Origin of the sequence: Nocardiopsis sp. CNR-923 (genome assembly GCF_001942255.1) — a bacterium.
Lineage (GTDB): Bacteria > Actinomycetota > Actinomycetes > Streptosporangiales > Streptosporangiaceae > Nocardiopsis.
Genome location: NZ_MKKC01000067.1, coordinates 22,746 through 36,304, shown reverse-complemented (window position 1 = coordinate 36,304; position 13,559 = coordinate 22,746). Strand labels below are relative to the sequence as shown.

Here is a 13,559-nt window from a genome sequence, read left to right as displayed (position 1 = left end):
GAAGTGAACGAGAATCGCCCGCTGTTCGTAGAAGCCGACTTCCGCACGTCCAGCTACTCCCAGAGCGAGGCCGCCTGTGTGGAGGTGGCCGACTGGCCGACCGGGGCCGCGGTCCGGGACTCGAAGCATCGCGAACTCGGAGCGCTGTCCTTCGGTGCCGACGAGTGGCGGGCCTTCCTCGACGCCGCCACATAGCGAGACCGAGGGTTGGCCGACGCCGCCCCTCCGCCCGCGCGCGTCACCGCCGACCAGAAGCGGCGTCGACGGATGCCACCAACGCCGCCAACGCCTCCCCGAAGCGGTGGGGGCGCGGAGCCCCGTAACCGACGACCACGCTCGGGGGCCGTCGCGCCGAGGACGTCTCCGGCGCGACGGTGCCCTCGGCGAACGCGCCCAGCCCCTCCAGTGCCAGGCCGCGCCGGGCGGCCTCAACCACGACGTCCCCCTCCCGCACGCCGCCGGGCAGCTCGACCAGGCAGTGCAGTCCCGCGGGCAGCCCCGTGACCCGGCAGCGGGGAAGCCGGTCCGCGACCGCGGCCTCCACCGCCTCCCGGCGCGACCGGTACAGGTGCCGCAGGCGGCGCACGTGCCGGTCGTAGTCGTGACCGCCCACGAACTCCGCGAGCGTGAGCTGGTTGACCGCGTCCTGGCCGCCGCCCGTCGTCTCGCGGGCCTCCACCAGCGCGGGCACCAGTGACGGGGGCGCCACCGCCCACGCCAGCCCGACGGCGGGGGCGAGCGCCTTGCTGGCGGTCCCGGCGTAGAGCACGCGCTCGGGAGCCAGGGCCTGGAGCGCCCCCACCGCCCGGCGGTCGAACCGGAACTCGCCGTCGTAGTCGTCCTCCACGACGATCGCGTCCGCGCGCTCAGCCCACCGCACCAGCCGCACACGGCGCTCGGCCGACAGCGGCACCCCCGTGGGGAACTGGTGCGCGGGGGTGAGCAGGACCGCGTCGGCGCCGGCCTCCTCCAGCCGGGAGACGTCGGCGCCGTCGTCGTCGATCGCGAGCGTGACGGTCTGCAGCCCGTGGGCGCGGACGATCCGCCGGTGCAGCTCGTGCCCGTACTCCTCGACGGCGACCAGTCGCGCGCCCCGTGCCCGAAGGGCCCTGCACACCAGGGCGAGCAGGTCCCCGAACCCGTGCCCCACGAACACGTCCGCGGCCGAGGCGCGCACGCCTCGGGCCCGAGCGAGGTAGGCGGCCATGTGTTGCCGCAGGGCCGGAACACCGCGCGGGTCGGTGTAGCCGAGGGCGTCGACCGAGGCGCGCGCGAGGACCCGCCGCGCCGCGGCCGCCCACGCCTGCCGTGGGAAGGCGGAGGCGTCGGGGACGCCCGCGCGCAGGTCCAGGTCCGGCCGGGTCGCGGCCGGGGCCGGTACGCGACCGGTGGGAGGCGCCGCCCGTTCTCGCACCCAGGTCCCCGCGCCGACCCGCGCGTCGAGCCACCCCTCGGCGGTCAGCTGTTCGTAGGCCTGGGCCACACTGTTGCGGGAGATCCCGAGGTCGGCGGCGAGCGTCCGGGAGGAGGGCAGCCGGGTGCCGACCGCGAGCCTGCCGTCGACGACGGCGGCGCGCAGGGCCTCCTCCAGGGAGCGCGAAACCCGCGTCCCCGCCACGTCGACGTGCAGGTCGATACCCGCAATGGCCCATCTTCCGCCCATGGAAATGGACTGTAGCCCAGGACCGATCATCCCCTACGTTCGACGCATGGCGATCCCGACCCCGTCCGCCGCGTCCGCCGCGCGCCGACCGACCCCCGAGCCCCTTCCCGCGCCCGTGCGGCGCGTGTACGCGGTCCAGCTGATCAGCGCCGTCACGGACGGGGCCGTCCTGGCCACGGTGGTCCTGTACTTCAGCACCCGGGTCGGGCTGCCCGCCGCCTCGATCGGTCTGGTCCTGGCGCTGGCCGCCGGGTGCGCCCTGGTGACGGCCCCGTTCCTGGGCGCGGTGGCGGACAGGGCCGGTCGGCGCAGGGCCGCCGTGGCCCACAGCCTCCTCATCGGCGCCGCCCTCACCGTGTACCTGGTGGCGGACGACCTGTGGACCTACGCGGTCGGCGCGGTCGTGTTCGTGGTGGCCCAGGCCGGTGCGGGGGCGGTACGACACGCGTTGGTGGCCTCCTATGTCGGCCCGGAGCGGCGGGTGCGGGCGCGCGCCCACATGCATTCGCTGCTCAACGCGGGGCTGGGCGCGGGCACCGTGGTCGGGGCCGTGGTGCTGGCGGTCGACAGCCGGTCCGCGTTCCTGTCGGTCTACGCGTGCGGTGCGGTCGTGGCCCTGGTGTGCGCCGCGCTGCTGCACGGCCTGCCGAGGGCGGCGGACGGGCGTCCCGCTCCCCGCACGGGCGGGGGGCGGTTCCGCGCGGGCACGGGCGCTTTGCGGGACCGGCGGCTGGTCACGGTCACCGCCGCGACGGCGCTCCTCCAGCTGTACATGCCGGTCCTGTCGTTGATCCTCCCGGTGTGGGTGAGCACCCGGACGGAGGCGCCGATGTGGGTCTGCGCGGTGGCACTGGGGCTCAACACCGTGGTGGTCCTGGTCCTGCAGACTCCGTGGGCGGCGCGGGTGCGCACCGACCGCGGGGCCGCCCGTTCCGCCGTGGTCGCGGGCGCCGCCCTGCTCCTGGCATGCGGCCTGTTCGGGGCGGCTCCGCTGGGCGGCCCGTTCGGGGCGGCGGCCGTGGTGCTGGTGGGCATCGTCCTGCTCACCCTGGGCGAGGTGGCCGCGGGCCCGTCCGCATGGCACCTGGCCCTGCGCCGCGCCCCCGCCGACCTCCAGACGCAGTACCAGGCGGTGTTCGGCATGGCCGGAGCCCTGGCCCGCATCCTGGGGTCGGCGCTGGTCCTGCCGTTGGTGCTCTCCCAGGGAACGCCGGGGTGGTGGGTGCTGGGCGCGGTGACGGCGGCGGCCGCCGGGGTGCTCGCCCTGCTCGCGCGGCGCGGTGGCCGCACGGGCTGACCGTGGGCCGGGATCCGTGCGGAGAACGGGGCTCCTCCAGGGCCCGCCGCCGGTACGGACGCGCCCCCCGATCGCGGCACGTCGAACACCGCCGGACCCGGTGACGCAGACTCGGAATCAGGCCAGGTCTGCGAGCTTGCGCTCCAGCACGCCGCGCTCACGCGCGTTGCCGCACAGTGTCACCGCGCGCTCCAGTTCGGTGCGGGCCTCCTCGGAACGTCCCAGGCGGGTGAGCAGCTCCCCGCGCACGGTCGGCAGCAGGTGCGTCCTCGCCAGCGCCCCGTCCCGCGCCAGCCGGTCCACGATCTCCAGCGCCTCGGCCGGCCCCCGGGCCATGGACACCGCCACCGCGCGGTTGAGGTCGACCACCGGCGACGGCGCGACCCTCCCGAGCGCCTCGTAGACGACCACGATCCGCTCCCAGTCCGTCTCCCCGACCGAGGGGGCGACCGCGTGGCACTCGGCGATCGCCGCCTGCAGGCCGTAGGCGCCCAGACCCCGCCCGCACCCTTCCGCGTGCGCCAGGGCGGCGCGTCCCCGCCGGATCGCGTCGCGGTCCCACCGGCGCCGGTCCTGGTCCTCCAGCAGCACCGGCCGCCCGTCCGCGTCGGTGCGCGCGGGGAAGCGCGCCGCGGTCAGCTCCAGCAGGGCCAGCAGACCGTGCGCCTCCGGCTCGTCCGGGACCAGCCGGGCCAGCACCCGCGCCAGGCGCAGGGCCTCGGAGGCGACGTCGAACCGGATCAGCTCGTCGCCGGAGCTCACCGAGGACCCTTCGGTGAAGATCACGTAGACCACGTTGAGCACGGATCCGAGCCGTTCGGCGCGTTCGTTCGCCGGGGGGAGACCGAACGGCACCCGCGCCGCCCCGAGGGTCTTCTTCGCCCGTGTGATCCGCGCCTGCACGGTCGCGGTCGGCTGTAGGAACGCCCTGGCGATCTGGTCGCTGGTCAGACCGCCGACCACCCGCAGTGTGAGCGCCACGCGCGCCTCCCGCGACAGGACGGGGTGGCAGGCCACGAACATCAGCGCGAGCACGTCGTCGTCGATCTGGTCCGGATCCCACAGCATGTCCCGGTCTCCTCCACCCGGTGAAACGGTCGTGTCGCCCGAGGCGATGCCGCCCTCTGCCAGGTCCCGGGCGAGGGCGGCGTAGCGCTCGTCGCGGGCGGCGCGCCGACGGAACCCGTCGATCGCGCGCCGCCTGCCGACGGTCAGCAGCCACCCCGCGGGGTTGCGGGGCACGCCCTCGCGCGGCCAGGTCACCAGCGCTTCGGCCAGGGCTTCCTGGGCCAGGTCCTCGGCCAGCGCGAAGTCCCCGGTATAGCGCGTGAGGGCGCCGACGATCCTGGCGGACTCGATCCGCCAGACGGCGGAGACGGCCTCACGGCCTGTGGGGTCGGTCATCACTGGTCCGTTCGTCTGGTCAGAGCTGGCCGGTGGCCTCGCGCCACGCCCGCTCCTTCTGGATCCACTCGTTGTCCTGCGGGAACTCGTCGATCGTGGTGACCCGACGGATCTCGGTCTTGAGGCCGGGGCCGGAGACCGGGATGCGCTTGGCCCACTCGACGGCCTCCTCCTTGGACGCCACGTTGAGGATGTAGAATCCGCCGAAGAGTTCCTTGGTCTCCCCGTACGGGCCGTCGGTGACCACGGGCGGCTCCACGGAAGTGTCGACCACCACGCCCTCGGCGGGGTCGGCGAGGCCCTCGGCGGCGAGCAGGACGCCGGCGCGGACCAACTCGTCGTTGAACGCGCCGACCTTGGCCAGCGTCTCGGCGAAGTCGGAGTCCCCCATCTGGCCCATGGCCTCGTCGGTCGCGCGCATGATCAGCATGTACTTCATCTCTGTACTCCCTCGAAGGACCGGGCTCCTCAGCGGAACCCTCTCATCCCCAGGTCGAACCCGGACGGCGCGGATCGACACGGCCATCGAACTCTATCGCTCGGAATCGTTCGGTGCCCGGTCAGGAGGTGTGCGGGACCACCGGACCTGACTCGTGGGCGAGCACGAGGAGCCGCGCTCGGGAGAGCCGTCATGGCCGCGGCGACGGGACTGGTCGGCGCGACCGTCGGCGGCCACATCGCGGTGGGGCTGGTCGGCGCGGCCCTGGCCGGGCTGCCTCTGCTCCGGGCGCGCCGCACCGGCTGATCGGGCGCTTGCGTCGAGCCTTCCCGGTGTGTCCGATGGACCTACCGCGACGCGGGCGGCGCCGCTACCGAACCCCCGTGTACATGGACGCGCGCGAGGTGCCGCACGCCGCCCGCACCTGGTAGGTCCGGGTCAGCCGCCGCTGTAGGGCTGGTAGCCGAACCAGCCGAGTTCGGCTCCCTGCGCGGGCAGCCACGCGTAGGTGACGACCGCGATCAGGAGGAACAGGGCGCCGACGAGGACCGTCGCCGCGGACACCCAGCGCGCGGAGGCCCGCGTGTGCGCGCCGCTGCGGAACAACGACACGGCGCCTGCCAGGACGGCCAGGGCGCTGAGCCCGCCCGCGACGGCGACGTCGGCGCCGCCCGCGGGCGCGTACCCGGCCGGAACCGCGGTCGCCCCGGACAGCACGAACCATCCGAAGAGTTCGAAGAGCCGCGAGTCGACGACGACGGGGGCGAGGAGGAGCAGGCCCGCCACCGCGAAGGTCTCGGCGGAGAAGACGCCGCCCAGGGCGGAGGACGGCGGTACGGGCGTTCCCCTGAGGAAGATCTCGCTCGCGTCCTCGACCTTCGCCGCGGCTCCGCCCGTCGTGTCGGCAGTGTCGACGACGGTGTCCGCGGACTCGTCGGCGCCGTCCGCACCGGGCTTGTTGTCATCGTGGGAGGTGCTCACCGCGACAAACTACCGTGCGGCTCCGCCTCCTCGGAGGCCCCGTAAGGCACACTCTGTGGCCACTACCGGCCATCCGGTGCGCAACGGGATGATCCACAGAAAAACAATCATTCGTGCTTGTTTTTTTGTGTGTCCGGTGTCACTCTCGATCCATGACTGCGACACCAGCGCCCCCGCTGCGCGTCGGGAACGCCTCAGGTTTCTACGGCGACCGTTTCTCCGCCGTCCGCGACATGCTCACAGAAGGGCCCGTGGACGTCCTCACCGGCGACTACCTGGCCGAGCTGACCATGGCGATCCTCGGCCGCGACCAGCTCGCCGACCCCGGCCGCGGTTACGCCAGGACCTTCCTGAGCCAGATGCGCACGTGCCTGTCCCAGGTCGTGGAGCGCCGGATCCGGGTGGTGACCAACGCCGGCGGCCTCAACCCGCGCGGTCTCGCCGACCGGCTCACCGAACTCGCCGACCAGCTCGGACTGGAGCCGCGCATCGCCGTCGTCACCGGCGACGACCTCCTCCACCGCGCCGAGGAGCTGGGCCTCGGAAGCCCGCTCACCGCCAACGCCTACCTCGGCGCCTTCGGCATCGCCGCCTGCCTGGACGCGGGAGCCGACATCGTCGTCACCGGCCGCGTCACCGACGCCTCACTCGCGGTCGGCCCCGCCATCGCCCACCACGGCTGGACCGGCGACGACCTCGACGCCCTGGCCGGGGCGACCGTCGCCGGACACGTCATCGAGTGCGGCGCCCAGGCCACCGGCGGCAACTACGCCTTCGCCGCCCACCTCCGCCGCGACGGCCACGACCTCGACCGCCCCGGCTTTCCCTTGGCCGAGATCCACGCCGACGGCAGCGCCGTCATCACCAAGCACCCCCAGTCCGGCGGGGCCGTCACCACCGGAACCGTCACCGCCCAGCTCGTCTACGAGATCGCCGGTCCCCGCTACGCCGGTCCCGACGTCACCGCGCGCCTCGACACCGTCCGCCTCGACCCGCAGGCCCCGACCGCGTCCGGATCAGCGGCGTACGCGGGGAGGAGCCCCCTCCCGACCTCAAGGTGGGCCTGACCGGACTCACCGGATTCCGCGGCGAGGTCGAGTTCCTCATCACCGGGCTGGACGCCGAGGACAAGGCCGCGGTGGCCGAACGCCAGATGCGCGCCGCCCTCGCCTCCCGCGGGCCCGCGGACCTGCGCTTCGAGTTCACGCCCGCGCGAGACCCGCACGCCCCCGTCCAGGAGGCCGCCACCGGCCGCCTGCGCGTCGTGGCCCGCGACGCCGATCCCGCCACCGTCGGCCGGGCGTTCGCGCCCGCGCCGTCGAACTCGCGCTGGCCAGCTACGCCGGGTTCCATCTGTCGTCGCCACCCCGGGACGCCCGACCCGACGGGGTCGCCGTCACCCACGCCCTGGTCCCCGCCGCCGAGGTGGAGCACACCGTCATCCTCCCCGACGGCGGCACCGCCCCGGTCCCGCCGCCGAAGGCCGCACGCGGCCTCACCGCACTCCGACTGCGTGGCATCGTCGGCAAGAACGGCACCGGCAAGTCGACGCTGCTCAAGCTCATCGCGGGCGTGCTCATGCCCGACGAGGGCGAGGTCCGCGTGCGCGGCAGGGTCGCCCCGCTGCTGGAGCTGCGGGCGGGCTTCAACGACAACCTCACCGGCCGCGAGAACGTGTACCTGGTCGGCTCGCTGCACGGCATGTCCGAGAAGCAGATCGATCAGCGCTTCGAGGAGATCGTCGACTTCGCCGAGATCGAGTCGAAGTTCATCGACTCCCCGGTGCGCCACTACTCCAGCGGCATGAAGGTCCGGCTCGGGTTCGCGCTGATCTCCCAGCTGGAGCACCCGATCATGCTGGTCGACGAGGTGCTCGCGGTCGGCGACAAGGCGTTCAAGCGCAAGTGCTACGACGCGATCGACCGGATGCTGGCCAACCAGCGCACGATGGTCCTGGTCTCCCACAGCGAGAAGGACCTGCGCCGGTTCTGCAACCGGGGTCTGTACGTCAAGGGTGGCGGGCTCGCCCTGGACGCCGACATCGAGGCGGCCCTGGACGCCTACAACGAGGACACCCAGGCCAAGATCGCCGAGCGCAAGAAGCGCGAGGAGGAGAAGAAGCGCAAGGCCGAGGCCGAGCGCGAGAACGGCGAGGGTCCCACGGGCGGCGGCAGGGCGGCCTGACGGGCCCGGCTCGGCCCCTCCCGTGATCGACTGACGACGGGCGCAGCTCCAACCCCTTTCGGAGGTGCGCTCGCGTCTGTCCTGGCATGCCCGAAACGCGGTCGCTCGGCCCTCGCCACGTCTTACCAGGCGCTATGTGCGTGTCAGTGGTTGAATGGTTACTCAGCGTAAGGAACGGTGGCTCCCAGCACGGCTGGAGGAGGCACGACCATGGCCAAGGACTCGGTGCACGGGCTACCGCGCGCATGTTGGAACGCAGGTGCGTCACCCGCTCGGGGGTGACACGGATCAGCGTCGTGGCGGCGATCGCGGCGGCGGTCTGGTTCTCCCAGGCCGACACGGTCGGCTGTCTGGTCGGCTCGGCCTTTCTCGGGGCCGTGCTGTTCTGCGACGCCGTCCGGGCGCGCATCCGCACCGACCGCCGCGACGCGCTCACCATGTGGCTCGCGGCCATGCTCGGCCAGCTGCGCGAGTACGCCGTCTACGTCGGGCTCGCCCTCGGGGCGGTGGCGGCCGGCATCCAGGGCGCGTGGGGCTGGGCGGCGGGCGCGCTCATCGCGTTGGCCTGCGGGACTCGTTCCTGGTCGTGCGCTCGGCGCGGTCCGGCACCGGCACGGGTGGCGCAACCGCGTGGGGGAGCGGGGGCGGCGGCCCCGGCGGGCTCGTGACGGGGTTCGTGCCCCCGCCGCGCCGGGGCGCCCGGGAGAACGACCCCAGGCTCGCCAACCGCCTCCTCGGCGGCCCCGACGGGCACTCGGCCGCCTCGCGCGACGGCGCCGCCCCCGGTTCCACCGCCGGAACCGCCGTCCGCGACACCGCGGAGTCCTCCGCCGAAGCGGCCGGCACCGCCGCTCGGGGCGTCACCGACCGGGCCGGGGGAGCGCCCCTGCCCGCGGCGATCCGACGCGTGATGGTGTTCGGCCAGCCCACGCGCTTCCTGACCATCGCGGTCACCACGACGGTCTGGGACGCGCGGGTCGCCTTCCTCACCCTCGTCGTCGGGTGCGCGCTCGCCGTGACCGGGGAACTCGTCGACCCCACCGCCAAGGAGACGCGTCGGTGACCGAACACGACCCAGACGGGGGCGTCCGGCCGCCGCGTGAGCGGCTGCGCGCCACCGTCCCCGACCTGCGGACACTGCGTGACGACAGTCACGTCTGCGCGCTGCTGGGCCGGGTCGCCCCGGGGGCCGTCGCACCCCTGCTGCCCGCGCTCACCGGCCTACTGGTGGTCGGGACGCTCCTCGTGGCGGTTCGTGGACAGCTGGCAGGCATTACCCTGTTCGCACCGGTCGCTGCCCTGCTACTGTCCGGTCTGGCCTCGGGGCACCCGCACGACGGGCGCCTCGACCGGCTCGTGCCACCCGTCCTTCGGTTCACCGAGTACGGGTACCTGGCGGTTCTGGGGTCGGCGTCCGGTGTACCCGGTCCCTTGGTGTTCGTACTCTTGATGGTGGTCGTCAGCCACCACCGCGACGACGTCGCGCGCCCCTCGGTCGGCGTCGCCCGCCCAGCTTGGGTGCGCGTGGCGGCGCTCGGATGGGACGGGCGCATGCTCGTCGTCGCGGTCGGCGGTGCGTTCGACGTACTCGCGCCCGCCTACGGTGCGCTCGCCGGATACCTGGCGGTGCTCCTGGTCCGCGAGGCGGTGCGCTCCTGGTGCGCGACGCCCGTGACCGAGGTGTGCACGACCGTCGTCGCGTCCCCCCGCGGAGGCGGCACGGACCGGGGAGGTCCACGGACGACCCCACCTGGACACGAGGACGGGGGCCGACCGGCCGCCGGAACGAACGGGGAGGCGTGTGGCGTCTCCCCGACCTAAGGAGGAACACGCCCTCATGCTCGGAATGGTTCTCGCCGCAGGCGCGGGACGGCGTCTGCGCCCCTACACCGACACCCTGCCCAAGGCCCTGGTGCCCGTCGACGGCGAGACGACCATCATGGACATCTCGCTGCGCAACCTCGCCGCGGCGGGGCTCACCGACGTGGTCGTGGTGGTCGGTTACCGTGCGGAGGCCGTCGAGGCCCGCAAGGAGGCGCTTGAGGAGCGTCACGGCGTCAAGATCACCCTCAGCTACAACGACAAGGCCGAGGAGTGGAACAACGCCTACTCCCTGTGGACCGCACGCGAGTTCTTCTCCGAGGGCGTCCTCCTCGTCAACGGTGACACCGTTCACCCCGTGAGCGTCGAGGAAACGCTACTCGCCGCGCGCGGTCCGGAACTCCTCCTCGCGGTGGACGACGTGAAGAACCTGGCCGACGAGGAGATGAAGGTGACCCTCGACGAGGGTGGCCACCTCAAGACCATCACCAAGCTGATGGACCCGGCCACCGCCGCGGGCGAGTACATCGGCGCCACCCTCCTGGAGGGCTCGCTCGACGCCCGCCTGGCCGACGCGCTCAGGGCCACCTGGGAACGCGACCCGCAGCTGTACTACGAGGACGGCTACCAGGAGCTGGTCAACCGCGGCGAGAAGGTCTCCGTGGCCCCGATCGGCGACGTCCGGTGGGTCGAGGTCGACAACCACGACGACCTGGCCAAGGCGAGGGAGATCGCGTGCCGCTACTAGCGCGAATGCTCCCCTCCCCCCTGGCGATCGACGTGCGCCGGGGGGCCATCGCCTCCCTCGGGACCGTGCTCGCCGACCGCCGGATCGCCACCGAGGGCCGTATCGCGGTCGCGGTCGGCCCCGGCCAGGGCGGGCAGATCGCAGCCGATCTGGACCTTCCCCAGTGCGAGGTCTTCCAGGTCGACGAGGGCACCGTGGACGCGGCCACCGATCTGGGCAAGAAGCTCCGGTCGGGCGCCTACGAGGCGGTCGCCGGCATCGGCGGCGGCAAGACCATCGACGTCACCAAGTTCGCCGCGACCATGGCGGGAATCCCCATGGTCGCCGTCGCGACCAACCTGGCGCACGACGGCATCGCCTCGCCGGTCAGCTCCCTCGAACACGAGGGCGGCAAGCCGTCGATCGGCGTCACCATGCCCATCGCCGTGGTCATCGACGTCGACTACGTCCAGGCAGCCCCCCCGCAGCTGGTCCGGTCCGGCATCGGCGACGTCGTCAGCAACATCTCGGCCATCGAGGACTGGGAGCTGGCGGGCAGGATCGGCGGCGAGCCGGTCGACGGCATGGCGGTCACCTTCGCCCGGGTCGCGGCGGAGGCCGTGCTGCACCGTCCCGACTCCATCGAGTCCGACGCCTTCCTCGCCGTGCTCGCCGAGGGCCTGGTGCTCTCCGGCATGGCGATGTCGGTGGCCGGTTCCAGCCGTCCCGCCAGCGGCGCCTGCCACGAGATCCTGCACGCGATCACTCAGCTCTACCCGGGGACCAGCAACCACGGCGAACTCGCCGGGCTGGGCGCGCTGTACGCGTCCTTCCTGCGGGTGCGCCACCTGGGCTGGTCGCAGCGGCGGCTGGAGGAGATCCGCTCCTGCCTGATCCGCCACAGGCTGCCGGTCCTTCCCTCCGACGTGGGACTGGGCGACGACGACTTCGTGCGCGCCGTCGTGCACGCTCCGGGCACGCGTCCCGGCCGCTTCACCATCCTTGAACACCTGAGCCTCTCCGAGGCCGAGATCAAGCGGAGTGTCGCGGACTATGTCGAAACCGTCGGTCGCTGAGGTCCGCGCGGGCGGCCAGCCCGCGGGGATCAAGGAGCGTGTGAACGAGGAGCACTGGGCGGGTCGCTACTACATGCGGGATGTCTCCCCGTACCTGAGCACCCTGTTCGTCCGGCTCGGCGTCCCGCCGAACCCCATCACCTACCTGATGATGGCGTTCGGCGTCCTGGCCGGGGCGGTCGTGCCTTCGGCGGTCTGTGGTCGGCGATCCTGGCGGCGCTGCTGGTGCAGGTCTACCTGCTGCTGGACTGCTCCGACGGCGAGGTGGCCCGCTACACCGGACGCACCAGCGTGGCGGGGATCTACCTGGACCGGATCGGCCACTACGTGTCGGAGATCGCCCTGCTCGTCGGACTGGGCGTGCGCGCCCAGGGCGGGTTCGAGCCGGGCGGTTGGGTCGTCCTGGGGATGGCCGCGGCGATCGGCGTCGCGCTGATCAAGGCCGAGACGGACAACGTCGTGGTGGCCCGCGCCAAGGCGGGGCTGCCGGAGGAGGTCACCGACGAGGCGATGCGGCCGCGCTCGTCCGGGCTGAGTCTGGCCCGGCGGCTGGCCTCCGCGCTGAAGGTGCACCGCGTGATCCAGGCCGTCGAACTGTCGTTGCTGGTCGTCGTGGCGGCGGTGGTGGACGCCTTCCTGGGTGAGCTGGCCGCGACACGCGTGCTCGTGGCCGCGTGCGCGGCGGTGGCCGTGGTCATGAGTCTCGCCCACTTCGTGAGCGTGGTCGCGTCGCGTCGCCTGGAATAACGCGCCAGTGACGGTACCGTCACCTACGAGGCCGTGTGCGTTGCCCGCCTCACGGCCTCGTACACCTTTCTCTTATTCTCTCGTTAGTCTGTTCGTGCGAACGTTGACGAGAGTCAACCTTCTCGATGTCCGTCGTCCACTGAACGGTCGCAAGCATGGCCACATCCGTGATCCCGTCCTCACCGGTCTCCGGCGCGTCCGCGGAGGGGGACTCCCGAGCGCCGAGAGCCGAACGGAGCCGCCCCGAGGTGCCCGGTCCCATCCAGCCCACGCTGTCCTGCGTCCTGCTCACCATGGGCAACCGCCCCGCTGAGCTGCGCCGGGCGATCACCAGTGTGTTCGAGCAGGAGGGCGCGGACGTCGAGGTGGTCGTGGTCGGCAACGGCGCGGACCTGCCCGAGCTCCCCGAGGGTGTGACCACCGTGCGGTTGCCGGAGAACGTGGGCATCCCCGAGGGACGCAACCACGGGGTGCGGGCGACCAAGGGCGACATCGTGCTCTTCCTGGACGACGACGGGTGGTACCGGTCCACCGACCTGGCCCGGCATGTGCGGGAGCGGTTCGCCGGCGAACCCGCGCTGGGCGCGCTGTCCTTCCGGATCGCCGACCCGGACGGGGGACCCGACCAGCGCCGCCACGTGCCGCGGCTGCGGGTGGGCGACTCCCGCCGGTCGAGTGTGGTGACCACGTTCCTGGGCGGGGCGTGCGCGATCAGGCGCACCGCGTTCGAGGACGGCGGCGGTCTGCCGGGTGAGTTCTTCTACGCGCACGAGGAGACCGACCTGGCCTGGCGGATCCTGGACGCGGGCTACACGATCGAGTACGACGCCGACGCGGTGATGTACCACCCGGCGGTCGCGCCGACCCGGCACGAGGACTTCTACCGTCTCAACGCCCGCAACCGGGTGTGGCTGGCCCGCCGCAACCTTCCCTGGCCGCTGGCCTTCGCCTACCTGGGGACCTGGGTCGGGCTGACGGTACTGCGCGAGCGGGACCGGGCGGCGCTGCGGTCGTGGTTCGGCGGTTTCCGCGAGGGTTGGCGGGAGGACCCGGGTCCGCGCACGCCGATCCGGTGGTCGACCGCCTGGCGGATGACGCGCGCGGGACGCCCGCCGGTCATCTGAGATCCGGGACCCGGCGGGACCGCGTCCGTGTGCCGTGCGACCATGGGGGCACCAGCTGCTTGTCTGAAAAGATACTTCCCAGGGTCTTTTGTGCGG

11 protein-coding genes and 3 pseudogenes are annotated in these 13,559 nt (G+C 73.0%); 10 read left to right on the top strand and 4 right to left on the bottom strand.

Annotation, left to right across the window (positions count from 1 at the left end; all coding sequences use genetic code 11):
* Window positions 1-3 precede the first annotated feature (3 nt).
* Window positions 4-195, top strand: a complete 192-nt coding sequence (locus BJF83_RS07670; protein WP_075925743.1) for a DUF397 domain-containing protein — start codon at window positions 4-6, stop codon at window positions 193-195.
* A 43-nt stretch (window positions 196-238) separates the two neighbouring features.
* On the opposite strand, the gene BJF83_RS07665 is transcribed toward BJF83_RS07670, so the two are convergent.
* Complete coding sequence (locus BJF83_RS07665; RefSeq protein ID WP_075925742.1) at window positions 239-1,663, bottom strand: PLP-dependent aminotransferase family protein; 1,425 nt, start codon at window positions 1,661-1,663, stop codon at window positions 239-241.
* A gap of 46 nt (window positions 1,664-1,709) precedes the next feature.
* Between BJF83_RS07665 and BJF83_RS07660 the strand changes: the two genes are divergently transcribed.
* On the top strand, window positions 1,710-2,960 hold the full coding sequence (locus BJF83_RS07660) for an MFS transporter (RefSeq protein ID WP_075925741.1): 1,251 nt from the start codon (window positions 1,710-1,712) through the stop codon (window positions 2,958-2,960).
* Window positions 2,961-3,077: 117 nt separating this feature from the next.
* On the opposite strand, the gene BJF83_RS07655 is transcribed toward BJF83_RS07660, so the two are convergent.
* The 3 genes from BJF83_RS07655 to BJF83_RS07645 all read right to left on the bottom strand — a co-directional run bounded on the left by BJF83_RS07655 (window position 3,078) and on the right by BJF83_RS07645 (window position 5,784).
* Window positions 3,078-4,364: an RNA polymerase sigma factor gene (locus tag BJF83_RS07655; protein WP_075925740.1), complete on the bottom strand. Its 1,287-nt coding sequence runs from the start codon at window positions 4,362-4,364 to the stop codon at window positions 3,078-3,080.
* 19 nt (window positions 4,365-4,383) lie between these two features.
* Window positions 4,384-4,803 (bottom strand): YciI family protein, encoded by a 420-nt coding sequence (locus BJF83_RS07650; RefSeq protein ID WP_075925739.1) that lies wholly within the window; start codon window positions 4,801-4,803, stop codon window positions 4,384-4,386.
* A gap of 438 nt (window positions 4,804-5,241) precedes the next feature.
* On the bottom strand, window positions 5,242-5,784 hold the full coding sequence (locus tag BJF83_RS07645) for a hypothetical protein (protein WP_083678458.1): 543 nt from the start codon (window positions 5,782-5,784) through the stop codon (window positions 5,242-5,244).
* Window positions 5,785-5,936: 152 nt separating this feature from the next.
* Here BJF83_RS07645 and BJF83_RS07640 point away from each other — a divergent pair.
* The 8 genes and pseudogenes from BJF83_RS07640 to BJF83_RS07605 form a co-directional block, all read left to right on the top strand.
* Window positions 5,937-6,922, top strand: a pseudogene (locus BJF83_RS07640) (acyclic terpene utilization AtuA family protein); the annotation flags it as partial.
* Window positions 6,923-7,209: 287 nt separating this feature from the next.
* On the top strand, window positions 7,210-7,968 hold the full coding sequence (locus tag BJF83_RS07635; protein WP_394329308.1) for an ABC transporter ATP-binding protein: 759 nt from the start codon (window positions 7,210-7,212) through the stop codon (window positions 7,966-7,968).
* Between the two features lie 245 nt (window positions 7,969-8,213).
* Window positions 8,214-9,031, top strand: a pseudogene (locus BJF83_RS30915) (hypothetical protein).
* 44 nt (window positions 9,032-9,075) lie between these two features.
* The gene (locus tag BJF83_RS07625) at window positions 9,076-9,789 is read left to right on the top strand and encodes a DUF5941 domain-containing protein (RefSeq protein ID WP_075925774.1); all 714 of its coding nucleotides are present in this window, start codon (window positions 9,076-9,078) and stop codon (window positions 9,787-9,789) included.
* Between the two features lie 16 nt (window positions 9,790-9,805).
* Window positions 9,806-10,537, top strand: a complete 732-nt coding sequence (locus BJF83_RS07620; protein ID WP_075925738.1) for a sugar phosphate nucleotidyltransferase — start codon at window positions 9,806-9,808, stop codon at window positions 10,535-10,537.
* Between the two features lie 5 nt (window positions 10,538-10,542).
* Window positions 10,543-11,592, top strand: a complete 1,050-nt coding sequence (locus BJF83_RS07615; protein ID WP_075925737.1) for an iron-containing alcohol dehydrogenase family protein — start codon at window positions 10,543-10,545, stop codon at window positions 11,590-11,592.
* A pseudogene (locus tag BJF83_RS07610) lies at window positions 11,570-12,339 on the top strand (CDP-alcohol phosphatidyltransferase family protein). The gene BJF83_RS07615 and the pseudogene BJF83_RS07610 overlap by 23 nt, the downstream one beginning before the upstream one ends.
* A gap of 293 nt (window positions 12,340-12,632) precedes the next feature.
* The gene (locus BJF83_RS07605) at window positions 12,633-13,463 is read left to right on the top strand and encodes a glycosyltransferase (RefSeq protein WP_187347112.1); all 831 of its coding nucleotides are present in this window, start codon (window positions 12,633-12,635) and stop codon (window positions 13,461-13,463) included.
* Window positions 13,464-13,559 lie beyond the last annotated feature (96 nt).

What these genes read in the sequence shown, in the direction of transcription:
- BJF83_RS07665 (WP_075925742.1), bottom strand. Translation starts at nt 1,663, where the DNA reads ATGGGCGGAAGATGGGCCATTGCGGGTATCGACCTGCACGTCGACGTG.
- BJF83_RS07660 (WP_075925741.1), top strand. Translation starts at nt 1,710, where the DNA reads ATGGCGATCCCGACCCCGTCCGCCGCGTCCGCCGCGCGCCGACCGACC.
- BJF83_RS07655 (WP_075925740.1), bottom strand. Translation starts at nt 4,364, where the DNA reads ATGACCGACCCCACAGGCCGTGAGGCCGTCTCCGCCGTCTGGCGGATC.
- BJF83_RS07650 (WP_075925739.1), bottom strand. Translation starts at nt 4,803, where the DNA reads ATGAAGTACATGCTGATCATGCGCGCGACCGACGAGGCCATGGGCCAG.
- BJF83_RS07620 (WP_075925738.1), top strand. Translation starts at nt 9,806, where the DNA reads ATGCTCGGAATGGTTCTCGCCGCAGGCGCGGGACGGCGTCTGCGCCCC.
- BJF83_RS07615 (WP_075925737.1), top strand. Translation starts at nt 10,543, where the DNA reads ATGCTCCCCTCCCCCCTGGCGATCGACGTGCGCCGGGGGGCCATCGCC.
- BJF83_RS07605 (WP_187347112.1), top strand. Translation starts at nt 12,633, where the DNA reads ATGGGCAACCGCCCCGCTGAGCTGCGCCGGGCGATCACCAGTGTGTTC.